A 23,505-nucleotide genomic window follows, 5' to 3' on the forward strand; every position below is an offset into this window, starting at 1 on the left:
GCAAGACGCCCGCTTCCCAGGGGAAGCGGGCGTCTTGCACAGGAGCGGGCAGCATGGCGGCCGAAACAGACAGGCCGGGGGGCCTTGCCTCAGCGCGGGGTATGCCGATGCAGCCCCAGCGCCGCCAGGCTTTCGTCATCGAGTCCCTCGACGGCCTCGACCCGCGCCAGGGCCGCATGATACTCCGCCGACAGGAAGTCCTCTCCGGCCAGCAGATGGGCCAGGTATTCCCGCGCCGGTCTCAGCGCCTCGGCGATACGATCCGGCTGGGCGACATAGACCCAGGCCTCGATGCGGCCCTCGTCGGTATGCACCGACTCGCGCACCCGGCGGTAATCGTGCGGATGCCCCTCGAAGGGATCCATCAGCGTGATCTGGTCGGGATGCGTCAGCTCGAAGAGCGCCCCCTCGACCCGCTGCCCCCTGGCCCACTGGACGTTGGCATGGGCGATCCCGGGAACCCGGGACGCCTTGTCGAAACGCAGCCGATAATCGTTGAGCACGCCGGCCAGGGCACGCCGGGTCTCGCCGATCCGCGCATCGACTCGAGCCATGTTCATGTTGCTGCCGTAGGCAAAGTAGTAAGGCATGGGCAAACCTCGCCTTGCGTGAGCCTCAGGAGGCCTCGTTGATCACCTGATCGACTTCCTCGATGGCCTTGACCACCAGCAGCCGATCGCCGGCACGCGCCTGTTCCTGCTTGAGATACAGATCGGCCGCCGGTGCCACACTGCAGTTGGCAGGCAGTACCGCTTTTGCGGCAATCATGGCATCGAGGCGCGCGATGAAGACGAAGCGCAGCCACTGAGGCAGTGACATGGTATCGACACAGAACGGCTGCTGGCTGGCCAGCGCCTCGGCCGAGGGCTCTTCTACGCGCCACAGGTCCGAGGCCTTGAGGGTCGCTTCCAGACGGCGAACCGCCTCGTCGAGTTGCTGGTGAACGCTCATAGTCTCTCCCGGATCGAACCCAAAACTGCCCATTATCCCGACCAAGCCTCACCTTGGCCAGCCGTCGCTGGCTCAGTGCTCCAATGGCGGCTGATTCGCCAACACCTTGCGCAGGAAGTCCCGGGTGCGCGGGTCGCGAGGCGACGAGAACAGCTCGGAGGGTGGTCCCTGCTCGACGATGCGCCCGCCCTCCATGAAGATCACCCGGTCGGCCACATCCCGGGCGAAGGCCATCTCGTGGGTCACCACCAGCATGGTCTGTCTCTCGGCGGCCAGCTGCTTCATCAGCCCCAGCACCTCCTCGACCCACTCCGGGTCCAGCGACGAGGTCGGTTCATCGAACAGGATCACCTCGGCCTGAGCCGCCATGGCGCGCCCGATACCGACCCTCTGCTGCTGCCCTCCCGACAGCGAGGCCGGATAGGCATCGGCCTTGTCGGCAAGACCGATGCGCTCGAGGATCTCGCGGGCCCGGGCGTGCGCCTTGGCCTTGGGCCAGCGATTGACCACCACCAGGCCCTCGGCGATGTTCTCAAGCGCCGTCTTGTTGGCGAACAGCGCATAGTTCTGGAACACGAAGGCGGTGGCGCGACGCAGCGCCAGAATATCCGCCTTGCGAGGCCGGGTGACATCGACCTCGAGATCGCCGACGCGAATCCGCCCGGCATCCGGGCGCTCGAGGAAATTCAAACAGCGCAACAGTGTCGACTTGCCGGTCCCGGACGGGCCGATCACCACGATGATCTCGCCCCGTTCGATCTTCAGGTCGATGCCATCGAGCACCGCATTGCCCTGAAAGCGCTTGATCAGTCCTTCTACCGCGATCATCGTTGATAGGCCTCGTTGAATCTTGCCTCCAGGCGTCGCTGCAGCCAGGCCAGCAGCTCGACGATGCCCCAGTAAAGCACCGCGACCATGATGAAGGCCTCGAAGTAGAGGAAGCTGCCGGCGGCCTCCTTCTGGGTGGCCCCCATCAGCTCCGTGACGCCCAGGGTGAAGGCCAGCGACGTGGCCTTGATCATGTCGATGAAGTAGTTCATCAGGGTCGGCACCGCGACCCGGGTCGCCTGGGGCAGCACGATGCGGCGCATCAGCTGAGCGTTGGTCATGCCGATCGACAGCGCCGCCTCGGTCTGGCTGCGATCCACGCCGACGATGGCGGCGCGGATCGACTCCGCCATGTAGGCGGAGAAGTGCAGGGTCAGGCCGAGGATGGTGGCGGTGATGCCGTTGATCTCGGTCAGGGCACTGAACACCTGGGGCAGCCCGTAATAAAACAGGAACAGCTGCACCAGCAGCGGCGTGCCGCGGAAGAACGAGATGAACAGCACGGTGGCCGCATTCAGGCCTGGAATCGCCAGCACCCGGATCACGGCCAGCAGGCAGGCCAGCACCAGGGCCAGCGCCATGCCAGCCGCCGCCATCTCGAGCGTCAGGGGCAGATAGCGAAGCAGAACCGGCAGTAGCCCCAGCATGTAATCGAAATCGAGCACACTCATCATGGCCCCCGATTACGGGCGGGTGATGTCGTTGCCGAACCAGCGATTGGAGATCGCGCTCAGGGTGCCGTCTTCACGCAACGCCGCCAGCGCCGTGTCGACGCGGTCGCGCAGTTCGGCGTCGTCCTCGCGGAACGGCAGGGCATTACGGATCTGGGAGAAGGGCTGACCGGCCAGCTGAAGCGGCAGCGGCTTCTCCTTGATGACCTGGCTGGCACTGACCCGATCCATGACGAAGGCATCGACCCGGCCAAGCGCGGTGTCCTGCTCGATATTGCTCTCGTAGGTGCGAATATCGATCTCGTCGGCGTAGGGCAGCTCATTGATCAGCGATTCGTAATTGGAGCCCAGGTTGACCGCGACCGACTTGCCGCGCAGGTCCTCGACGCCCTGGATGCTGTCGTTGCCACGCTTGACCACCACCTGAGCGCCGTCATAGACATAGGGCTCGGTGAAGCGATACTTCGCCTCGCGCTCCTCGGTGATGGTGATCTGATTGGCGATGGTGTCGATGCGGCCGGACTCGAGCATGCCGAACAGGCCCGAGAAGTTGGCGGTGACGAACTTGACCTCGACCCCCATCTCGTCGGCGACGGCTTCCAGCACATCCACCTCGAAGCCCTGGAGCACATCCTGCTCGACGAAGGTGAAGGGGAAGTAGCCGCCGGACATGCCGACCTTGAGCGGCTCATCGGCCTGAGTCAGGCCCGTGGTGGCCAACGCGGCGGCGCCCAACAGGGACAGAGTGACGGAACGCAGCATGGTGCTCTCCTGAAATGGGTGAAAGAGATCATTAGGTAATAAGGCATTATAAAGCTTATTACCCTTTGGAACATAGGCTAACGATGCTGGGCCGCTGCGGCCAATCGAGCCTGACTATCTGCCTCACAACGCCCCTGCATCGCCATCGCTCCGCCCTGGCGAAAAAACGTCCATTTTTCTCACGACCGTCATGCACAGAAACACTGAAAAGAGCTGTGGATAACCACTGGACAAGCCTGGCTAACCGGGACGTCATGGGCGCTGACGATGACTGGGTGATTTTTACCCAACACCGGTCACCCCACCCGGCCGGGGCTGCCAAGGCAACCGGCAAAAGTGATACAGTGCCCGCTTGATTATGGGAAGGTGCCATGCAGCCAATTTTGACGCTTCACGACTTCTTCATGCGCAGCGGTGCTCGGGTGCGGCTCTATCACCTGGGCCGACGCCTGGCGCCCTGCTCGCTCGACGACCTGGCGGCCTTCGAGGCTCAGCGCCAGCCCTGGGCAGTGCCCTGGCAGGGGCAGGCGCGGCTGGCCTGCGTCTTCACCCTGGGCGATGTCGAGGAGCCGCTGATCTGGTTCCTGTCGCTGCCGCTGGACGAGCAGGGACACCTGGTGGCCGCCCCCCGGGATGCCTTCATCGAGCGCCTGCTCGAGACCCTGGGTCACAGCGTCGCGACGCTGGGCGAGGAGCACCGGGTCGACAACCTGATGAAGGACAACCCGCTGGCCTTCACGCCGCCCCTGCCGCTGCAGGCCATGCTGCATGCCCGCGCCAACCGGGATCTGGATCGTCCGGCCAGCGAGCACCTGGAGCTCGCCGAGGACTACCTGACCGGCGCCCAGGACGATCACCCGGCCAATCAGTGGCAGGCGCTGGGCCTGCAGGGCCTGGCGGACTTCGCGATTCGTCATGACACCGATCAGGCCCACGCCCTGGCCAAGCGGCTGCCCACGCTGCCCAACGAGGTGCTGCACTCGCTGTGCTACTGCCTCGAGCATGTGACCCTGGCACCGGCGCTGATTCAGGCCCTTCGGGCGCGCGGCGAACAGGCCGCCGGCGAGGGCGACATCGAAACCTTCTGCGCCTGCGTGAGGGCAGTGAGCGCAAGCCAGAAAGAGAGCGTCGCCACCTGGTACGGCGAGCTACTGGACGACCCAGCCGCCTGTGGTCCGGACCTGCTGGCCGCCATGGCCGCCCGCGGCTGGGAACACCTGGAAGACGCCCAGCGCCTGCCGCGCTATCTCGAGCGCCTGGCCGAGCAACCGTCGGTGGACTTCACCGCGGTGGTGCGCGACCTGGCGCTGATTCCGCGCCTGCGCCTGCCTCTGCTGATGCAGCTGCGCGATGCGCCGGCCGACTCCCCGGTCGGACAACGGCTCGCCCACCTCCACCGCTGACCCGGAGGGATCATGAAAGCACTGCCCTATCAGGCCAAGGCGGTCATCGGTCGCCGCGAGATGGTCACACTCCCCGAGCTGGGCCTGACCCTTTGCTGCAAGGCCGATACCGGTGCGCGCACCTCGGCCCTGCACGCCGAGGAGATCGAGACCTACGAGGAAGACGGCCATGTCTGGGTCAGCTTCGTGACCCGGGGAGGCGGGCCTGGCAGCCCGCCCCACCCGGTGCGCCTGCACCTGCATGACCGCCGACTGGTGACCAGCTCCAACGGCCAGTCCGAATGGCGCTTCGTGGTGCGCACCCGCCTGCAGATGGGTGAGCTCGACTTCCCGGCGGAGCTGAGCCTGACGCACCGGGGCGACATGCGTCACCCGATGCTGCTCGGCCGGCGCGCCATGCGCCGCCTACTGGTCGCGCCCGGCGCCGCCTTCCTTCACGGCGAGCCCTGACCCCCTTTACAAGGATCCGATGCATGCATATCGCCCTGCTTTCCCGCAATCGCCATCTCTATTCGACTCGCCGCCTGATCGAGGCGGCGGAGCAGCGCGGCCATAGCATCCGGGTCGTCGATACCCTGCGCTGCTACATGAACATCACCTCGCACCGGCCGTCGATCCACTACAAGGGCGAGGAGCTCGAGACCTTCGATGCGGTGATTCCCCGTATCGGTTCTTCGGTGACCTTCTACGGCTGTGCGGTACTGCGCCAGTTCGAGATGATGGGCACCTACGTGCTCAACGACAACGTGGCCATCACCCGTTCCCGGGACAAGCTGCGCTCCCTGCAGCTGTTGTCGCGCAAGGGCGTGGGGCTGCCGGTGACCGGCTTCGCCCACTCCCCCGACGACATCCCGGACCTGATCACCATGGTCAAGGGGGCGCCGCTGGTCATCAAGCTGCTGGAAGGCACCCAAGGCATCGGCGTCGTGCTGGCCGAGACCAACCAGGCGGCAGAGAGCGTGATCCAGGCCTTCATGGGCATGAAGGCCAACATCATGGTTCAGGAGTACATCAAGGAAGCCAAGGGCGCCGATATCCGCTGCCTGGTGATCGGTGACAAGGTGGTGGCCTCGATGAAGCGCCAGGCCGCCGAGGGCGAATTCCGCTCCAACCTGCATCGAGGCGGGAGCGCCAGCGTGATCCGCATCACCCCGGAGGAACGCTCCACCGCGATCCGCGCCGCCAAGGCCATGGGACTGCGGGTCGCCGGGGTCGACCTGTTGCGCTCGAACCATGGGCCGGTGATCATGGAGGTCAATTCATCGCCAGGGCTTCAGGGCATCGAGACCGCCACCGGCAAGGACATCGCCGGCCAGATCGTCGAGCACCTGGAAAAGTACGCCGCCCCGAAGTTCAAGGCCCCGCCGAAGCCCAAGGGCTGACGCGGCACTCCCGGGCCAGGAGCCCGGGAGTTTTTTCTCGCCCGGGGGTAGCAAAACACTGTTTCCCCACGCACAATCTGCGTCACCGGAGGAGGTGACTGCTCATGTTTCTCGATAATCGCCAAGTGGCGATGGACAGCCTGCTCGAAGCGCTGGCCGACAGCCTCGACTATTTCCAGGACAACATCGAACGCCTGCGTCCGTCGCTGCGCGAGGTGTTGAAGCCGCATTACGAAGCCCGCAACAAGGAAATGCAGACGTTGCAGACGCTGGCCAAGCGTCACCTCAAGCTGCTGCCCCGGGACGCGGATGTCGAGCGTGATGACTACATGTGGCTATGGAGCCGCCTGAAGAGCTTCGTCGGCAACGACAGCCTGGTGCTGATCGGCGAACTGCTGGAGCAGGAACGGGTGCTGATGCAGGCCCTGGCCACCCTGCATACCCATCCGCTCCCCGACTCCATCGAGCCAGTCATCGAGCGCTGCTGGAAGGGCTGCCGGACGCTGATTCGGGAACTGTATCGACTGCAGAAAGAGGCGCGCTGACCGCTTTCTTGCTGGCCGCCTTTTCACTGCCGGCGCCCGTCACGCCATCGCGTGCGCCCTTGGCACGCCCGCCGCGCACCTCCTGCCCTTCCCCCACCTCCTGCAGTCCAATGGCGGCCGCCACGGCACTCCTCGAGACCCGCGGCGGAGGCGCCACCTCCAACGGCTCCTCGGGGCCCAGGAAGTAGGCCTTCCGCCCCCAGAGATAGAGATCGCCCAGGGTCGCCAGTCGTGCGAGCCACTCCCGAGCCCGCAAGCGCCAGCCACCGTCCACCGCCTCGGGCTGTACCGCACAGCCCTCGACCTCGAGGCCCAGGGCATCGGCGATAAACATGGCCCGCGGCAAGTGCCAGTCCTGACTGATCAGCAGCGCCCGCTCGACGCCGAACACCGCCTGAGCCCGGACCAGAGTATCGAAGGTGCTGAAGCCGGCGTAATCCAGCGTCATGTCCACGTCCCGCACGCGACGGGCGCGCAGCTCACGCCACATGCTCACGGGCTCGTTGTAGTAGCGGGTGCGGTTGTCGCCGGACAGCAGGAGATGGTCGACGCGCCGCTCGCGCATCAGGGCGGCGGCGGCCTCGATACGCGCCGCGAAGTAGGGATTGCGCCCGCCCTGACGACTCCAGAGCGAGGTGCCGAAGACGATGCCGACCGGCGACTGGACACACTGCGAGAGCTGATGATCGATGCGCCCCCGGGTGCGCTCGACCATCCACAGGCTCGCCACCGCCCCGACCAGCGCCAGACATACCACCAGGGCACCCAGCAGCATCAGGACGACTCTCAGGGCCTTGGCCCATTTCAGGTACATGCGGCCTACCTTCTGCTATCAGGCACACCAGGGGGTGGGCGACGGGTGGCACGACGCCCGGCTCTTCGAAGAGAAAGCAACGGGCTCCCCACGGCCGGGCCAGCGGCTCAGAACATGCCCAGCTCGAGCCGGGCCTCCTCGCTCATCATCTCGCGACTCCAGGGCGGGTCGAAGACGATCTCGACATGCACCTTGCTGATCTGCGGGGCACCCAGGATCTTGTTGCGGGCATCGGCGGCGATCACGTCGCCCATGCCGCAGCCCGGCGCGGTAAGCGTCATGCGAATGGTCACGATACGCTCGCCGGTCAGCAGGCGCTCGACGCGACAGCCGTAGACCAGACCCAGCTCGACGATGTCTACCGGAATCTCCGGGTCGAAGCAGGTGCGCAACTGATCCCAGACGAACTGTTCGATCTGCTCCTCGCTGGCGCCCTCGGGCAGCGTCGGGCGCGGCAGCGCCTCGAGCCCCAAGGCGTCCAGGTTGGCGCCCTCGATCAGGAACAGGCGGCCCTCGAAGGCCACGCTGACGCTGCTGCCCTTGGCCTGCATCACCGAGACGAGGCTGTCCTCGGTGAGGGTCACCGTCTTGCCGAAGGGAATGGAGATGACCTCCACGTCCCGCTGCAGCGGCATTTCCTGGCCCTTGTAGAGCCCTTCGATTTGTTCCATGGCCGACATCTGGCTCCTCCGGGGGTTGGTTAACGCACCATGCCGATCACCCGCTCCAGGGACTCGACGAAGATGTCGATCTCCTCGGGGGTGTTGTAGGCGGCGAAGGAGGCGCGGCAGGTGGCATCGACGCCGAAGTGGGCGAGCAGCGGCTGCGCACAGTGATGGCCGGTGCGAATCGCCACGCCGAGCTGATCGATCAGCAGGCCGATGTCCTGACTGTGGGCTCCATCGACCACGAAGGACACCACGGCGGCCTTGCCCGGGGCGGTACCCAGGAGCCGCAAGCCGTCGATGCGCGAAAGCTCCTGAGTGGCATGCTCGGTGAGGCGCTGCTCCCAGGCGCGGATCAGCGGCAGGCCGATGCCGGACACCCAGTCCAGCGCCGCGCCCAGCGCGATCACCTCGGCGATCGCCGGGGTGCCGGCCTCGAACTTGTGGGGGATATCGGCGAAGGTGCTGCCGGCCTCGAAGGAGACCGTCTTGATCATCTCGCCCCCACCTTGCCAGGGCGGCATGGCCTCGAGCAACGCCGCCTTGCCATAGAGCACGCCGACGCCGGTGGGCCCGTAGACCTTGTGGCCGGAGAAGGCGTAGAAGTCGGCGTCCATGGCCACCACGTCGATCTGCTCGTGGGGCGCGGCCTGGGCGCCGTCGACCAGAATCAAGGCATCATGCTCGTGAGCCACCCGCGCCATCTCGGCGACCGGGTTGACGGTACCGAAGGCATTGGAGACGTGGTTCACCGCCACCAGACGCGTGCGCTCGGTGAAGAGATCACGGTAGGCGGCCTGATCCAGCACACCGCGCTCGTCGACCGGGATCACCTTGATGGTGAAGCCGATCTCGCCGGCCAGCAGCTGCCAGGGCACGATGTTGGAGTGATGCTCGAGCTGCGAGATCAGCACCTCGTCGCCGGCCTTGAGATTGGCACGTCCCCAGGCATTGGCCACCAGGTTGATGGCCTCGGTGGTACCCCGGGTGAAGATCACCTCGCGGATCTCGCGCGCATTGATGAAGGCTCGCACCTTGTCCCGACTGCGCTCGAAGGCCGCGGTGGCTTCATCGGACAGGGTATGCAGGCCGCGATGGATATTGGCGTTATAACGACGATAGTAGTCGTCGAAGACCTCAATCACCTGCCGCGGCGTCTGGCAGGTGGCGGCGTTGTCGAGATACACCAGCGGCTTGCCGTGGACCTCCCGATCGAGGATCGGGAAGTCGCTGCGGACCTTGGCCACGTCCAGCATCAGGTCACTGAAGTCGGTCATGCTCACTCCTCATCCAGGGCGGCGGCGACCTCGACCAGCCCGGCCAGATTGAAGCGCTCCGGCAGCTTGCCGGCCACCGTGCGCTCGACCCGCTCGGCCACGGCATCCAGCGCCACCCGATCCATCACCTCGCCGGCGAAGGCCAGGGTCAGCAGGCCGCGAGCCGTTTCCTCGTCGATGCCACGCGCCCGGAGGGCGAAGATCGCCTCTTCGTCGAGCTGGCCGGTGGTGGCCCCGTGGGAGCACTTGACGTCATCGGCGTAGATCTCGAGCTCGGGCTTGGTGTCGATCTCGGCCCGGTCGGAGAGCAGCAGGTTGGCGTTGTTCTGATGCGCCTCGATCTTCTGGCTATCGCGGCGCACCACAACCCGGCCGTTGAAGACGCCATGCGCCCGGTCGCCGAGGATGCCCTTGTAGTTCTCGTTGGAGAAGGTGTGGGGCGCATTGTGATGCACCAGGGTGTGGTTATCGACGTGCTGACGCCCCTGAGCGAAGAACAGGCCATAGTAATTGGCCTCGGCGCCCTGGGCATTGAGCTCGGCGACGATATCGTTGCGCACCAGGGCTCCGCCCAGGTTCAGGCTGAAGGAGGTGAAGCGGCTGTCGCGACCCTGATCGACATGCAGGCTCGAGACATGCAGGTCCTCGAGAGAGGCTTCCTGCAGCTTGTAGTGGGTAAGGATCGCCCCGCGCTCAAGCATCACCTCGGAGACCAGGTTAGAGAAGTTGGCGGCACCCGCCTCACCCACCTGATGCTCGATCACCGTGGCCTGACTGCGCGCACCGGCCTCGATCAGCACCCGTGGGTGGCTCATCACCGGCGCCTGGTTGGCGCGGGACAGGAACTGCACCAGGATCGGTGTCTTCACCACCGCGCCCGGCGCCAGGCGGATCACCGCGCCCTCCTCGGCGAAGGCGGTGTTGAGCGCCGTGAACGGCGAGAAATCGACGCCCGCGAGACGCCCGAGGGCGCCGCCCACGGCTTCGTGGTTGTCGGCCAGCGCCTGGGACAGCGGCTCGACGCTGATACCAGCCGGAAGGGCCGACAGGTCAGAGAGCTCCGGGGCGAAGAGGCCGTCGACGAAGGTCAGGCGCAGTGCCTCGATCGGCAGCGTCAGGGCCGCCGCGGTCGCCGGTGACAGCGGCGTCAGGTCCTTGGCGTCTTGGGCCAGGGTAAAGGTACCCCGGGCGATGGCGCGCACGTCGGTGTACTTGAAGGCCTCGTCACGGCGGGTCGGGAAGCCCAGTGCCTCGAAGCGTGCCGCCCCCGCCTGGCGACGGGCGGCGATCCAGGTCGGCTCGGCACCGCGGTTCGCGCCCCGCGCGCTCAGGGCATCGAGAAAGGTCTGTTCGTCGCTCATGCCGCGGATTCCTCCAGGACCCAGTCATAGCCGCGGGCCTCGAGTTCCAGCGCCAGCTCCTTGCCGCCGGTCTTGACGATTCGGCCATCGACCAGCACGTGCACCACGTCCGGCACGATGTGATCGAGCAGGCGCTGATAGTGGGTGACCATCAGGATGGCGCGGTTGGCATCGCGCAGGGAGTTGACGCCGTCGGCGACCACCTTCATGGCGTCGATGTCGAGGCCGGAGTCAATCTCGTCGAGCATCGCGAGCTTGGGCTGCAGTAAGAGCATCTGCAGGATCTCGTTGCGCTTCTTCTCGCCGCCGGAGAAGCCTTCGTTGACGGCGCGCTGCAGGAAGCTTGAGTCCATCTTCATGAACTGGATCTTCTCCCGCACCAGCTTCATGAACTCCGGCGCCGGGATCTCGTCCTCGCCTCGAGCCGCACGCTGGGCGTTCAGCGCCGCCTTGAGCAGATAGATGTTCTTCACCCCCGGGATCTCGACCGGATACTGGAAGCCCAGCAGCATGCCGGCGCAGGCACGCTCCTCGATGTCCATCTCCAGCACGTCCTTGCCTTCGAAGGTGATCGAGCCGCCGGTCACTTCATAGCCGTCCTTGCCGGCGATCACCGCCGACAGGGTCGATTTGCCGGCCCCGTTGGGGCCCATGATGGCATGCACCTCACCGGCATTGATCGTCAGCGAGAGGCCCTTGAGGATTTCCTTGCCTTCCACCGTGACGTGCAGGTCCTTGACTTCGAGCATGTTGACACCTTGATTCGGTTCGGGCCGCCGCGCGGCCTTGAAAGATTCGATGACTGATGACGTATACCAGGGCCGTGCGGGCTTAGCCGACGGCACCCTCCAATGTCACGTTCAGCAGCGCCTCGGCCTCGACGGCGAACTCCATCGGCAACTCCTGGAACACATCCTTGCAGAAGCCGTTGACGATCATGCTGACCGCATCCTCCTCGGAGATCCCGCGGCTCTGGCAGTAGAACAGCTGGTCTTCGCCGATCTTCGAGGTGGTCGCCTCGTGCTCGACGGTGGCGGTGCTGTTGCCGATCTCCTGATAGGGGAAGGTGTGAGCACCGCACTGATCGCCGATCAGCAGCGAGTCGCACTGGGTGAAGTTGCGTGCGCCCTTGGCCCGCGGGCCGATCTTGACCAGACCACGATAGGACTGGTTGCTGCGGCCGGCGGAGATGCCCTTGGAGATGATGCTGGAGCGGCTGCCCTCGCCAAGGTGGATCATCTTGGTGCCGGTATCGGCCTGTTGGCGACCGTTGGTCACCGCCACCGAATAGAACTCGCCGATGCTGTCCTTGCCGCGCAGGACGCAGGACGGGTACTTCCAGGTGATCGCCGAGCCGGTCTCGACCTGAGTCCAGCTGATCCGCGAGCGATCGCCGCGGCAGTCGCCGCGCTTGGTCACGAAGTTGTAGATGCCGCCCTTGCCATCCTCGTCGCCCGGGTACCAGTTCTGCACCGTGGAGTACTTGATGTAGGCATCCTCCAGTGCCACCAGCTCGACCACCGCCGCGTGCAGCTGGTTCTCGTCTCGCTGTGGCGCGGTGCAGCCCTCGAGGTAGGAGACCTGGGCCTGCTTCTCGCAGATGATCAGGGTCCGCTCGAACTGCCCGGTGTTGGCGGCGTTGATGCGGAAGTAGGTGGAGAGTTCCATCGGGCAGGTCACGCCCTCGGGGACGAAGACGAAGGAGCCGTCGGTGAACACCGCGGAATTCAGCGCCGCGAAATAGTTGTCGGCGGCCGGCACCACGGTGCCGAGATACTGCTTGATCAGCTCCGGGTAGTCGCGGATGGCCTCCGAGATCGAGCAGAAGATCACCCCGGCCTCGGCCAGCTTGTCCTTGAAGGTCGTGGTCACGGACACCGAATCGAAGACCGCGTCCACGGCGACGCCGGCCAGGGCCGCCCGCTCATGCAGCGGAATGCCGAGCTTCTCGTAGGTCTCGAGCAGCTTGGGGTCGACCTCATCGAGGCTCTGCGGACGATCCTCGTCCTTCTTCGGCGCGCTGTAGTAGGAGATCGCCTGATAGTCGATGGGCGGGTAATCGAGATGCGCCCAGGACGGTGAGGTCATCTTCAGCCACTGGTGGTAGGCCTTGAGGCGCCACTCGAGCATCCACTCCGGCTCGCCCTTCTTCTTCGAGATGAAGGCGATGGTGCTCTCGTCGAGGCCGGGCGGCATCGTGTCGCTTTCGATGTCAGTCACGAACCCTTGGGTATATTCGCGACGGACAAGCTGCTCCATTTCTTCACTTGCCATGATCTGTCTCCTCCCGGGCAATTGGAATCGAGGAATCCGGGCGTTGTACGTTAGCGACCGGCCTCGCTGGCCAGGGTCACGGATTGAATGGGAAGCCTGACCGGCAACTTGATCGGCGTGGTCTCGGCCAGATGCGCCAGGGTCACGCTGTCGAGCAGGGTGCGCACCGCAAGCGACACCCGTTGCCAGTTGTCGGACACCCCGCAGGTCGCGGCGAGATCGCAGTCGCCATCGTCCTGGCTGCACTCGGTCATGGCCACCGGGCCTTCGATGGCGGTGATGATGTCGATGGCGCTGATCTGGGAGGCCGGCCGCGCCAGGCGGTAGCCGCCCTGGGCCCCGCGCTGAGACAGCAAGAGCCCCGCCCGCACCAGCATCTTCAGCGTCTTGCTCACCGTAGGGTGCGGCAGCTGGACCGCTTCGGCCAGCTCGGCGGCGGCATGCGGCTGCTCCGGGTGACGGGCGATCTGCGCCATGACCACAGCGGCATAATCGGTCAAGCGGGACAGTTTCAGCATGGCGGCACTCCTAGAGCGCAAGGCGCGGTGGCGGTCTGCCTGGCGAGGTGGCCTCGGATTGGGGACCATTTTAGTCCTGTATAAGGACGATGTGAAGCCTTGCCCCTCGCCACCCGCCCGCCTGTCGCCAGAAAGCGGCACGATCGACGCCGATACCATCAATAATGACAACTATTATTATTTATAAATCCCATCCCCTACCCTTGCCTCAAGGCGCGAGTACCAACGCAAACACCCCCGCCGGGAAGCCCGGCGGGGGTGTTTGCGATCAGTCAGCGCGCGGTGGACGCGCCGGCTCAGGCGTCGAACGGGTTACGCAGCACGATGGTCTCGTTGCGATCCGGTCCGGTCGAGATGATATCAATGGGCGTGCCCACCTGCTCCTCGAGGAAGCTGATATAGCCCCGCGCATTGGCCGGCAGGTCTTCGACCCGCTTGACGCCGATGGTCGACTCGGTCCAGCCCGGCAGGTCGTGGTAGAGCGGCTCGATGGCCTCATAGCCCTCGGAGTCCACCGGGGTGTCCAGCACATCGCCATCCTTGCTGCGATAGCCGATGCAGACGCGGATGTTCTCCAGGCCATCGAGCACGTCGAGCTTGGTCAGGCACAGGCCGGAGACGGAGTTGATCTGCACCGCATGGCGCAGTGCCACGGCATCGAACCAACCGCAGCGACGGGCGCGGCCGGTGGTGGCGCCGAACTCGTGGCCCTTCTCGGCCAGGTGGCGACCGTGATCATCGAACAGCTCGGTGGGGAACGGGCCGGATCCGACGCGCGTGGTGTAGGCCTTGGTGATGCCCAGCACGTAGTCGAGATACAGCGGGCCGACACCGGAACCGGTGGCAGTGCCGCCTGCGGTAGTGTTGGAGCTGGTCACGAAGGGGTAGGTGCCGTGGTCGATGTCCAGAAGCGAACCCTGAGCGCCCTCGAAGAGGATGTTCTCGCCGGCCTTGCGGACATCGTGCACCAGACCCACGGTATCGCAGACCATCGGGCGCAGATCCTCGCCCATCTTCATGGCCTCGTCGAGCACCTGCTGGAAATCGACCGGCTCTTCGCCGTGATACTGGGTCAGCACGAAGTTGTGATAATCCAGCACCTCACCGAGCTTGGAGGCGAAGCGCTCACGGTGCTGCAGATCTCCAAGACGCAGGCCACGACGCGCGACCTTGTCTTCGTAGGCCGGGCCGATACCCCGACCGGTGGTGCCGATCTTGGCCACGCCGCGTGCCTTCTCGCGCGCCTGGTCCAAGCGTACGTGATAGGACAGGATCAGCGGACAGGCCGGCGACAGGCGCAGGCGCTCGCGGACCGGCACACCCTTGGCCTCCAGTTCGCGGATTTCCTTGATCAGCGCCTCCGGCGACAACACGACGCCATTGCCGATCACGCAGGTCTTGTCGTCCCGCAGAATGCCGGAAGGAATCAGGTGCAGGACGGTTTTTTCACCGTCGATGACCAGGGTATGGCCGGCATTGTGCCCGCCCTGAAAGCGCACCACTGCGGCGGCCGATTCGGTCAGCAGGTCGACGACCTTGCCCTTGCCTTCGTCACCCCATTGGGTGCCCAGTACGACTACGTTCTTGCCCATTGCTCTCGTCTCTTGATCAAAGAATCCGCCAATCGAAGCCTCATCGCCGGCCTCAGGCCAGGTGAGACACCTGCCAGTCATCACCCATGCGCACCAGCTTGCGATCGCAGCGGTGCTCGGCAGGCCCGGTGCGCTGGCCTGGCAGGGCCTGCACCACGCGTTCGCCGGCCTGACGCAGGCCTTGCACGACCTCGGCGAGGCCTGGGGCCTCATCGGCCGGGGCCCAGATGCCGTCGCAGGGAGGCTGCTGCTCCTCGAGGGTCGCCAGCAGCTTGAGGTCCATCGAGAACCCGGTGGCCGGGCGCGCGCGACCGAAGGCCCGCCCGGTATCGTCATAGCGTCCGCCCTTGGCCAGTGCCTGGCCGTAGCCCGGCACATAGGCGGCGAACATCATGCCGGTGTGATACTCATAACCACGCAGCTCGGCCAGATCGATATAGATATCGAGCTGCGGATCGGCAGCTGCCACACCCTCGCAGAGGGCGGCCAGCTGATCCAGGGCGGCGGCGACCGGGGCCGGCGCCTCGGCGAAGGCGTGACGCGCCTCGTCGAGCACCTCGAGGCCACCGTGCAGCTCGACCAGCGCAAGGAACATCTCGGCCAGGGCCGGGTCCTTGACGCTTGCCGCGACGCAGGCCGACAGCTCTCCCGGTGACTTGAGCTCCAGGGCCGCGAAGATGGCCCGCTCCTCGGCATGCCCCAGTTCGGCGGCCTGCACCAGGCTACGATAGAGGCCGATATGGCCCAGCGCCAGGTGAACCTCCTGGGCGCCGGCCGCCTTGACGCTGGACAGCGCCAGGCGAAGGATCTCCAGATCCGCCTCGAGGCCGGCATGGCCGAACAGCTCGACGCCGACCTGTACCGGGCTGCGACTGCCTTGATGCTGGTCGGACTTGGCTCGCAGCACATTGGTGCAGTAGCACAGTCTCACCGGTCCCTGACGCTTGAGGGAGTGAGCATCCATGCGCGCCACCTGCGGCGTGACGTCGGCACTGGCCCCCATCATGCGGCCAGTGAGCTGATCGGTAAGCTTGAAGGTCTGCAGGTCGAGGTCGGTACCGGTGCCGGTCAGCAGCGAGTCGAGAAACTCGAGGGGGGGCGGCATCACCTGATCGTACCCCCAGCGATGGTAGAGGTCGAGCAGCGCCCGACGCAGCTCTTCCATGCGCGCCGCCTGGGGCGGCAGCACTTCATCCATGCCGTCGGGGAGCAACCAGCGGTCAGCGATGGTCATGATCTGTCCTGCCAAGGTTGAATGGCCTATCCGGGCGCCGACCGGAATCACGAAATCTCTTAAAGGCCGCTATATCATCCACGGCCCCGAGTCGTCTGACTCACGGAAACGGTGTCGCCTGACTCGCGGCAACGCCCACAAAAAAACCGGGCAACGCCCGGTCTCAGGATTCTACCACGTTTGTGTCGGTGATGAACCCTGAGCGGGGCGCTCATCGCCCCGCTCAGCGTGCCCGGCATCGCCTGCCTAGGCGAGCACGGTCACTCGCCGCCCTGAGGCGACGGGCTCTTGAGGTAGCGGAAGAAGTCGCTCGACGGATCGAGCACCATCATGTTGCCGCCCCCGCCGAAGCTCTCGCGGTAGGCGTCGAGGCTACGCCAGAAGGAGTAGAACTCCTCATCCTGCTGATAGGCATCGGAATAGATCGCCGCGGCCTCGGCATCACCCTCACCGCGCAGCGTCTCGGAGCGGGACTGAGCCTGCGCCAGCAGCACCTGACGACGACGATCGGCATTGGCGCGGATACGCTCGGACTCTTCCTGGCCCTGCGCACGCCATTCCCGCGCCTGACGCTCACGTTCGGAGCGCATGCGCGAGTAGACCGCCGAGGAGACGTCTTCCGGCAGATCGATACGCTTGACGCGGATATCGCGGATCGCCACGCCAAGCTCGTCGCGCATCAGGCTGTCGAGCTCCTGGGTCGGACCGGTCATCAGGTCATCGCGTCGCTCGGAGATGATCTGCTGCAGGTTCAGGCGGCCGAACTGGTTACGCAGGCTCTCGTCGACGCGGGGCTGAATCAGGCGTACGGCCATCATCTCGTCTCCGGCGGTAGCCTCGTAGTAGCGGGTCGGGTTCACCACCTGCCACTTGACGTAGGAGTCGACGATCACCGCCTTCTGCTCGAGGGTCAGGTAGCGGCTGGCGTCGGTATCCAGCGTGAGCACACGGGTATCGAAGGTCCTCACCGTCTGGGTGATCGGAATCTTCACGTGCAGGCCAGGCTGAATGTTCTCCTCGATGACCTCACCGAAGCGCAGCTTAACCGCACGCTCGGTCTCATCGACGATGTACAGGCTGTTACTGGCCAACCAGGCGACGGCTGCGAGGCCGCCGACGATCAGCAGGGAGCGATTATTGATCATTACCGGCCCTCCCTCTGGATACCGCTGGTGCTATTGCTGGAACCTGAACTGCGACTGGACTGCTGGCCCTGGCCACGCAGGCGCTCCAGCAGCTGAGGGTCGATATCCTGAGCATTGGCATCCTGGTTGTTCTGACCGCTCTGCCCCGACTTGCTGCCCGAACGCAGCTGATCCAGCGGCAGGTACATCATCGGGCTGGACTCGGCATCGACCAGCACCTTGTCGGTACGGCCCAACACTTCGCTCATGGTGTCGAGGTAGAGGCGTTCACGCATCACACCCGGAGCGCCCTTGTACTGGGTCAGCAGCGAATTGAAGCGGTTGGCCTTACCCTGCGCCTCGGCCACCACCGATTCCCGATAGCCCTGGCCCTGTTCGATCAGACGCTGCGCCTGCCCCTGGGCGGCGGGAATGATCGCGTTGGCATAGGCCATGGCCTCGTTGATGGTGCGCTGGCGATCCTCGCGGGCACGAATCACATCATCGAAGGCGTCCTGCACAGCATCCGGCGGCGCGGTCGATTCGATGTTGATGGTCTGCAAGAGCAGCCCCGTGCCATAGCTGTCCAGATAGGACTGCAGGCGACTGCTCACCGCACTGCCGAGGATCTCACGACCGGAGGTCAGGATATCGATCATCTCGGTGCCGCCGACCACATGGCGAAGCGCGGAGTCCAGGGCATTCTCGAGACTCACCTCGGGATTGCGGACATTAAGCACGAAATCACGCGGATTGGAGACCTGATACTGAGCCGAGATCTCGACGGATACGATGTTCTCGTCTTCGGTCAGCATCGACTGTGTCTGGGTCAGGGAACGCACCCGGGTCACGTTGACCATGCGCACCTCATCCACCAGCGGCGGATTCCAGTGCAGGCCCGGCGTCACGATCTCCTGGAACTTGCCGAAGCGCAGCACCACCCCGCGCTCGGACTGATCGACCAGATAGAAGCCCGACGCGGCCCAGACGGCCAACGCGATCACGATCAAGAGGCCCGGCAAGGCGAAGGTATTGCGGCGACCGCCTCCCGGCTTGCCTCCGCCGCCGCCCCGCTTGCCGCGCCCACCCAGCAGACCATTGATCTTGTCCTGGAACTTCTTCAGGGCTTCGTCGAGGTCGGGAGGCCCCTGATTGTTGCCTCCACCCCCATTGCCGCCGCCGCTCCCGCCGCGCCGGCCGCCCCCGCTCCAGGGGTCGTGCTGGTTGCCTCCACCAGGCTCATTCCAAGCCATACGTACTCTCCACTCTGCGTTGACTGCGTCCTGCGCCGAGGCGAAACCTCGACGCGACATGCGATGCGATCGTCATGCCCTGTTCGGTTGCCCGGCCATACTGCCGGCAGCGGCAAAAACCATCTTGCCCTGTCGGGCGGGTATCAGAAAACCCTTATGGCTCCCAGACCGGCTTTTCCTGCTCCTCGGGCGGCAAATAGGCCTCGGCCCTTTCACCGAGGCGTGCCATCAGCTGCATGAACTCGCGCCTGGGCAGGCGAATGTCGAGCAGCGAGCGGCCCTGCTCATCGAAACGCTCCTCGCGCACCGCACCCAGCTCGTGCAGGCCGGCGCGCAGCTTGCCCTGCTCCGGCGCCAGCGCCAGAGAGGTATCGAGCACGTCCTCGGCGAGGCACTCGGACAGCGCCTGCTGGAGCAGATCGAGGCCCAGGCCCTGTTGCGCCGAGACCCATACCGACACCGGGCGGCCCTCGCCGTCGCGCTCGATACGCGGCGCGCTGTCGAACAGGTCGATCTTGTTCATCACCCGCAGGCACGGCACCTCATCGGCCCCGATCTCCTCGAGCACGCCTTCGACCTGGGCCACGTTGAGCTCACGATCCGGGTCGGCGGCATCGATCACGTGCACCAGCAGGCTGGCCTCGGCGGCTTCCTGCAGGGTGGCACGGAAGGCCTCGACCAGCTTGTGGGGCAGGTGGCGGATGAAGCCCACGGTATCGGCCAGCACCACCGGCCCCACGTCCTCGATCTCGAGCCGACGCAGGGTCGGGTCGAGGGTCGCGAACAGCTGGTCGGCGGCGTAGACGCTGGCCTCGGTCACGCTGTTGAACAGCGTCGACTTGCCGGCGTTGGTGTAGCCCACCAGCGAGACGCTGGGAATCTCCGCACGCGCCCGGGCGCGGCGATTCTGCTCGCGTTGGGAGCGGACCTTGTCGAGGCGCTTGTGAATCGCCTTGATGCGTCCGCGCAACAGGCGACGGTCGGTCTCGAGTTGCGTCTCGCCGGGGCCACGCAGGCCGATGCCGCCCTTCTGGCGCTCGAGGTGGGTCCAGCCACGCACCAGGCGCGTGGACATGTACTCGAGCTGCGCCAGTTCGACCTGCAGCTTGCCTTCATGGGTGCGCGCACGCTGGGCGAAGATGTCGAGGATCAGCCCGGTACGGTCGAGCACCCGGCACTTCAACGCCTGCTCGACGTTGCGCTGCTGGGAAGGACTCAGGGCATGATTGAAGATCACCAGCTCGGCATGGTGAATCTCGCGCAGCTCCTTGAGCTCCTCGAGCTTGCCACTGCCGATGAAGGTGCGGGAATCGGGCCGGCTCCGGCTGCCCTGCATCAGGGTAGCCGGCTCGGCACCGGCGGAGCGCACCAGCTCGAGGAATTCCCCCGGGTCTTCGCGCTCCTGCTCGTCCTGGAAGTCGACATGGACGAGGATCGCCGTCTCTCCGGCGTCGGGACGTTCAAAAAACAATCAGTACCTCGTGATCAGCTTTCCTGGGCCACCGCAGGGTCCTGGGCGGGCAGGCGCACGTTGCGCGACGGCACGACCGTCGAGATTGCGTGCTTGTACACCATCTGGCTGACGGTATTACGCAGCAGGATCACGAACTGGTCGAAGGACTCGATCTGTCCCTGCAGCTTGATACCGTTGACCAAGAAGATCGATACCGGAATGCGCTCCTTGCGCAGGATGTTCAGGTACGGGTCTTGGAGGGATTGCCCCTTGGACATTTTGCTCTCCCTAATCTGTCTCTTAGCTTGATGTCGTTTTTATCGGCCCCGGTGCAGGCTTGGCCCTTCCGTGGCACGGGTCGTGTGCGGTTCGAAAAGTGCGAACCAATCCAACCGCCTATCTTACGCTATGTCCCGCAGCGGCGCACGAGATTCAGGACCTCGTCGAGCAGGGCTGCGCCCTGGCTATCGAGCCAGTGCAGGTCAGGCCAGCGCCGCAGCCAGGTCAGCTGGCGCTTGGCCAGCTGCCGGGTCGCGATCACCCCGCGCTCGCGAAGCTCCTCCCGACCGTAGTGGCCCTCCAGATGCTCCCAAGCCTGACGATAACCGACGCTCTTCATCGAGGGCAGTCCCGGATGCAGGTCGGCTCGCTCGCGCAGGGCGGCGACTTCCTCGAGGAAGCCCTGGGCCAGCATGGCATCGAAGCGCCGGGCAATGCGGGCATGCAGCACGCTGCGATCCGCAGGGGACACGGCGATGGACAGCGTACGATAGGGAAAGGTTTCACGACGCTGCTCGCGCCACAGCGCCGTCATCGAACGACCAGTGATGCGCTGCACTTCCAGCGCCCGCATCAGCCGCTGGGGATCGTTGGCATGGATGCGCGCCGCCGAGTCCGGATCGACTTCGGCGAGCGCCTCATGCACCGCGGAAAGCCCCCGTTCGGCGGCCAGCGCCTCGATGCCGGCGCGCACCTCGGGGTCACTGCTCGGCAGGTTGGCCACCCCCTCGGTGAGGTGCTTGTAATACATCATGGTGCCGCCGACCAGCAGCGGAATGCCGCCGGCCTGGCTGATGGCGGCCATCTCGCCCAGCGCATCCTGGCGAAAGTCCTCCGCCGAGTAGGGCTCGGCGGGATCGCGAATATCGATCAGGCGATGCGGTGCCCGGGCCAGCTCCTCGGGGCTCGGTTTGGCGGTACCGATGTCCATGCCGCGATAGACCATCGCCGAGTCGACGCTGATCAGCTCACAGCCCAGGCGCTCGTGCAGCGCCATCGCCAGGTCGGTCTTGCCCGCCGCGGTGGGGCCCATCAGCAGGATCGCCAGCGGGCGATCATCCGCCTCACCGTTCGTTGTCATCGTGCTCATCATTGCCCCCGCAGGAAACGCTTGTCGAGCTCGTGCATCGACATCTCGAACCAGGTCGGACGGCCGTGATTGCACTGTCCGCTGCGCTCGGTGCGCTCCATGTCGCGCAGCAGGGCATTCATCTCGGCGATCGACAGCCGGCGGTTGGCGCGCACGCTGCCGTGGCAGGCCATGGTGGAAAGCAGCTCGTTGATTTGGGCCTCGAGGCGGTCCGAGCGGCCGTAGCGCTCGAGATCGCCGAGCATGTCACGAATCAGCGGCTCGACATCCGCATCGGCCAGCAGAGTCGGCACCTGACGCACCAGCAGCGTCTCGGGGCCGGCCACGTCGAGCTCGACCCCAAGGCGGGTGAAGGCCTCGCGCTCGGCCTCGGCGGTGGCCACCTCGGCAGGACTCGCCGCCAGCGACACCGGTACCAGCAGCGGCTGAGCCTCCAGGGCATCGCCGTGCACCTGCGTCTTCATGCGCTCGTAGGTGATCCGTTCGTGGGCGGCGTGCATGTCCACCACCACCATGCCCCGCTCGGTCTGGGCGAGAATATAGACCCCGTGCAGCTGGGCCACGGCGTAGCCCATGGGGGGCGCCTGGGTGGCATCGTCTTCGGCCATGGGCGGCACGGGCGTCCGGGCGGCCCTGGCCTCCTCCCGCTCGGCCAGCGCCGTGCCGGCGGCCACGCCTCCCGGCGGGCTGGCCTGGGGGGTCAGCAGGCTCTCTTCATGATCCGGGTGCAGGGCATGATAGCCCGCCATGAACTCGCGGACCTTGCTGGCGCCGGGGTGGCGCTCCTCACTTGCCGGACGCAGCGCCATCGGTTGCTGTTGCCAGCGACCGCCCTCACCCGCCTCGTTGGCTTCACTCGCCTGACCGGCAGCCGCCCCCATCCGGGGAGAGCCCTGCGCGTCAACCGCGGCCGCAGCGCTCGCCTCCTCCCCGCTGCCTTCCGAGCCGGGAGCGTCGCTGTTGGGGCGCACCTCGCCCAGTGCCCGATGCAGGCTCGAGAACAGGAAGTCGTGCACCAGCCGGCCATCGCGGAAGCGCACCTCGTGCTTGGTGGGGTGCACATTGACATCGACCACCGAGGGGTCGAGCTCCAGGTAGAGCACGAACACCGGGTGGCGGCCGTGGAAGAGCACGTCCCGATAGGCCTGACGGACCGCGTGCGCCACCAGACGGTCACGCACCACCCGGCCGTTGACGAAGAAATACTGCTGATCCGCCTGGGCTCGGGCATGGGTCGGCAGACCCACCCAGCCCGAGAGACGCAGGCCGCTGGCCTCGATATCCAGGTGCAGGGCGTTGTCCAGGAACTTGCGGCCGAGCAGTGCCCCGATACGCCGCTCCCGGGAGGCATCGTCATCGCCGGGGCGCAGCTGGTGGAGGGTCTTCTGGTTGTGGCGCAGGGTCCAGCCGATGTCGAAGCGCGACAGGGCCAGACGCCGGAAGGCCTCCTCGACGTGGCCGAACTCGGTCTTCTCGGTGCGCAGGAACTTGCGCCGCGCCGGGGTATTGAAGAACAGATCCCGCACGATCACCGAGGTGCCGCGAGGATGCGGGGCCGGGGTGACACGGGCTTCCATGCGCCGGCCCTCGGCCACTACCCGCCAGCCCTCGCGAGGATCATCGCTGACGTTCGAGGTCAGCTCCAGCCGCGAGACCGCACTGATGGAGGCCAGCGCCTCGCCACGAAAACCGAGGCTCGCCACCCCCTCGAGGTCGTCGAGGGAGGTGATCTTGCTGGTCGCGTGGCGAGCCAGCGCCAGCGGCAGGTCGCTTTCGCCGATGCCCGAGCCATCGTCACGCACCTTGATCAGCCGGGCACCGCCCGCCTCGAGCTCCAGTTCGATGCGCCGGCTGCCGGCATCGATGGCATTCTCGACGAGTTCCTTGATCACCGAGGCGGGGCGCTCGACCACCTCACCGGCGGAGATCTGGTTGGCCAGGCGCGGATCGAGCACCTGGATGGCATGCCTGTCTGTCATAGCATCTCTGATATTACTGAAAGGGAGCCGCCCGTGGCCGCCGCGCGACT

General features: G+C 65.7%; 24 protein-coding genes. 4 read left to right on the forward strand and 20 right to left on the reverse strand.

The window, feature by feature from the left end:
* Positions 1 to 89: 89 nt before the first annotated feature.
* From IEJ03_RS10270 to IEJ03_RS10290, 5 genes are all read right to left on the reverse strand, one after another.
* Positions 90 to 590: a gamma-glutamylcyclotransferase family protein gene (locus IEJ03_RS10270; protein ID WP_192034768.1), complete on the reverse strand. Its 501-nt coding sequence runs from the start codon at positions 588 to 590 to the stop codon at positions 90 to 92.
* Between the two features lie 25 nt (positions 591 to 615).
* On the reverse strand, positions 616 to 951 hold the full coding sequence (locus IEJ03_RS10275) for a YqcC family protein (protein WP_192034769.1): 336 nt from the start codon (positions 949 to 951) through the stop codon (positions 616 to 618).
* A gap of 72 nt (positions 952 to 1,023) precedes the next feature.
* Entirely contained in the window at positions 1,024 to 1,779 is a 756-nt protein-coding gene (locus IEJ03_RS10280; protein ID WP_192034770.1) for an amino acid ABC transporter ATP-binding protein, read from the reverse strand.
* Entirely contained in the window at positions 1,776 to 2,450 is a 675-nt protein-coding gene (locus tag IEJ03_RS10285; RefSeq protein WP_192034771.1) for an amino acid ABC transporter permease, read from the reverse strand. Before IEJ03_RS10285 ends, IEJ03_RS10280 begins: the two co-directional genes overlap by 4 nt.
* Before the next feature lie 12 nt (positions 2,451 to 2,462).
* Entirely contained in the window at positions 2,463 to 3,212 is a 750-nt protein-coding gene (locus IEJ03_RS10290) for an amino acid ABC transporter substrate-binding protein (RefSeq protein ID WP_192034772.1), read from the reverse strand.
* A gap of 371 nt (positions 3,213 to 3,583) precedes the next feature.
* Here IEJ03_RS10290 and IEJ03_RS10295 point away from each other — a divergent pair, with 371 nt between their 5' ends.
* From IEJ03_RS10295 to IEJ03_RS10310, 4 genes are all read left to right on the forward strand, one after another.
* Positions 3,584 to 4,615 carry a DUF3549 family protein gene (locus IEJ03_RS10295; RefSeq protein WP_192034773.1) on the forward strand — a complete coding sequence of 344 codons (1,032 nt, stop codon included), beginning with the start codon at positions 3,584 to 3,586 and terminating at the stop codon, positions 4,613 to 4,615.
* A gap of 12 nt (positions 4,616 to 4,627) precedes the next feature.
* Positions 4,628 to 5,065, forward strand: coding sequence for a RimK/LysX family protein (locus IEJ03_RS10300; RefSeq protein ID WP_192034774.1), 438 nt, complete (start codon positions 4,628 to 4,630; stop codon positions 5,063 to 5,065).
* Between the two features lie 23 nt (positions 5,066 to 5,088).
* Complete coding sequence (rimK, locus tag IEJ03_RS10305; protein WP_192034775.1) at positions 5,089 to 5,997, forward strand: 30S ribosomal protein S6--L-glutamate ligase; 909 nt, start codon at positions 5,089 to 5,091, stop codon at positions 5,995 to 5,997.
* Between the two features lie 104 nt (positions 5,998 to 6,101).
* Positions 6,102 to 6,542 (forward strand): hypothetical protein, encoded by a 441-nt coding sequence (locus IEJ03_RS10310; protein WP_192034776.1) that lies wholly within the window; start codon positions 6,102 to 6,104, stop codon positions 6,540 to 6,542.
* Here the strand turns inward: IEJ03_RS10310 and IEJ03_RS10315 are convergent.
* From IEJ03_RS10315 to mutL, 15 genes are all read right to left on the reverse strand, one after another.
* Entirely contained in the window at positions 6,469 to 7,356 is an 888-nt protein-coding gene (locus IEJ03_RS10315; protein WP_242457935.1) for an ElyC/SanA/YdcF family protein, read from the reverse strand. The two genes, IEJ03_RS10310 and IEJ03_RS10315, sit on opposite strands and share 74 nt — an antisense overlap.
* A 107-nt stretch (positions 7,357 to 7,463) precedes the next feature.
* Positions 7,464 to 8,036: a putative Fe-S cluster assembly protein SufT gene (gene sufT / locus IEJ03_RS10320; RefSeq protein WP_192034777.1), complete on the reverse strand. Its 573-nt coding sequence runs from the start codon at positions 8,034 to 8,036 to the stop codon at positions 7,464 to 7,466.
* A gap of 20 nt (positions 8,037 to 8,056) precedes the next feature.
* A complete protein-coding gene (locus tag IEJ03_RS10325) occupies positions 8,057 to 9,298 on the reverse strand; it encodes a cysteine desulfurase (protein ID WP_277950325.1) in 1,242 nt (413 codons plus the stop codon).
* Positions 9,299 to 9,300: 2 nt separating this feature from the next.
* Positions 9,301 to 10,659, reverse strand: coding sequence for a Fe-S cluster assembly protein SufD (gene sufD / locus IEJ03_RS10330; protein ID WP_192034778.1), 1,359 nt, complete (start codon positions 10,657 to 10,659; stop codon positions 9,301 to 9,303).
* On the reverse strand, positions 10,656 to 11,408 hold the full coding sequence (gene sufC / locus IEJ03_RS10335; protein ID WP_192034779.1) for a Fe-S cluster assembly ATPase SufC: 753 nt from the start codon (positions 11,406 to 11,408) through the stop codon (positions 10,656 to 10,658). The genes sufD and sufC overlap by 4 nt, the downstream gene beginning before the upstream one ends.
* Positions 11,409 to 11,490: 82 nt before the next feature.
* Positions 11,491 to 12,933 (reverse strand): Fe-S cluster assembly protein SufB, encoded by a 1,443-nt coding sequence (sufB, locus tag IEJ03_RS10340; protein ID WP_192034780.1) that lies wholly within the window; start codon positions 12,931 to 12,933, stop codon positions 11,491 to 11,493.
* A 50-nt stretch (positions 12,934 to 12,983) separates the two neighbouring features.
* The gene (locus IEJ03_RS10345; protein ID WP_192034781.1) at positions 12,984 to 13,451 is read right to left on the reverse strand and encodes an SUF system Fe-S cluster assembly regulator; all 468 of its coding nucleotides are present in this window, start codon (positions 13,449 to 13,451) and stop codon (positions 12,984 to 12,986) included.
* A gap of 296 nt (positions 13,452 to 13,747) precedes the next feature.
* Positions 13,748 to 15,043, reverse strand: a complete 1,296-nt coding sequence (locus IEJ03_RS10350; RefSeq protein WP_192034782.1) for an adenylosuccinate synthase — start codon at positions 15,041 to 15,043, stop codon at positions 13,748 to 13,750.
* A 52-nt stretch (positions 15,044 to 15,095) separates the two neighbouring features.
* Positions 15,096 to 16,277: an ATP phosphoribosyltransferase regulatory subunit gene (locus IEJ03_RS10355; protein WP_192034783.1), complete on the reverse strand. Its 1,182-nt coding sequence runs from the start codon at positions 16,275 to 16,277 to the stop codon at positions 15,096 to 15,098.
* Between the two features lie 260 nt (positions 16,278 to 16,537).
* Entirely contained in the window at positions 16,538 to 17,422 is an 885-nt protein-coding gene (hflC, locus tag IEJ03_RS10360) for a protease modulator HflC (protein WP_192034784.1), read from the reverse strand.
* A complete protein-coding gene (hflK, locus tag IEJ03_RS10365) occupies positions 17,422 to 18,654 on the reverse strand; it encodes an FtsH protease activity modulator HflK (RefSeq protein ID WP_192034785.1) in 1,233 nt (410 codons plus the stop codon). The genes hflC and hflK overlap by 1 nt, the downstream gene beginning before the upstream one ends.
* 154 nt (positions 18,655 to 18,808) lie before the next feature.
* Positions 18,809 to 20,125 carry a ribosome rescue GTPase HflX gene (gene hflX / locus IEJ03_RS10370; RefSeq protein WP_192034786.1) on the reverse strand — a complete coding sequence of 439 codons (1,317 nt, stop codon included), beginning with the start codon at positions 20,123 to 20,125 and terminating at the stop codon, positions 18,809 to 18,811.
* 14 nt (positions 20,126 to 20,139) lie between these two features.
* Positions 20,140 to 20,385 carry an RNA chaperone Hfq gene (gene hfq, locus IEJ03_RS10375; protein ID WP_192034787.1) on the reverse strand — a complete coding sequence of 82 codons (246 nt, stop codon included), beginning with the start codon at positions 20,383 to 20,385 and terminating at the stop codon, positions 20,140 to 20,142.
* Positions 20,386 to 20,513: 128 nt separating this feature from the next.
* A complete protein-coding gene (miaA, locus tag IEJ03_RS10380; RefSeq protein ID WP_192034788.1) occupies positions 20,514 to 21,467 on the reverse strand; it encodes a tRNA (adenosine(37)-N6)-dimethylallyltransferase MiaA in 954 nt (317 codons plus the stop codon).
* 8 nt (positions 21,468 to 21,475) lie between these two features.
* Positions 21,476 to 23,455, reverse strand: a complete 1,980-nt coding sequence (gene mutL / locus IEJ03_RS10385; protein ID WP_192034789.1) for a DNA mismatch repair endonuclease MutL — start codon at positions 23,453 to 23,455, stop codon at positions 21,476 to 21,478.
* Between the last annotated feature and the right edge of the window lie 50 nt (positions 23,456 to 23,505).

Source organism: Halomonas sp. YLGW01 (assembly GCF_014840935.1).
Classification (GTDB): Bacteria; Pseudomonadota; Gammaproteobacteria; order Pseudomonadales; family Halomonadaceae; genus Onishia.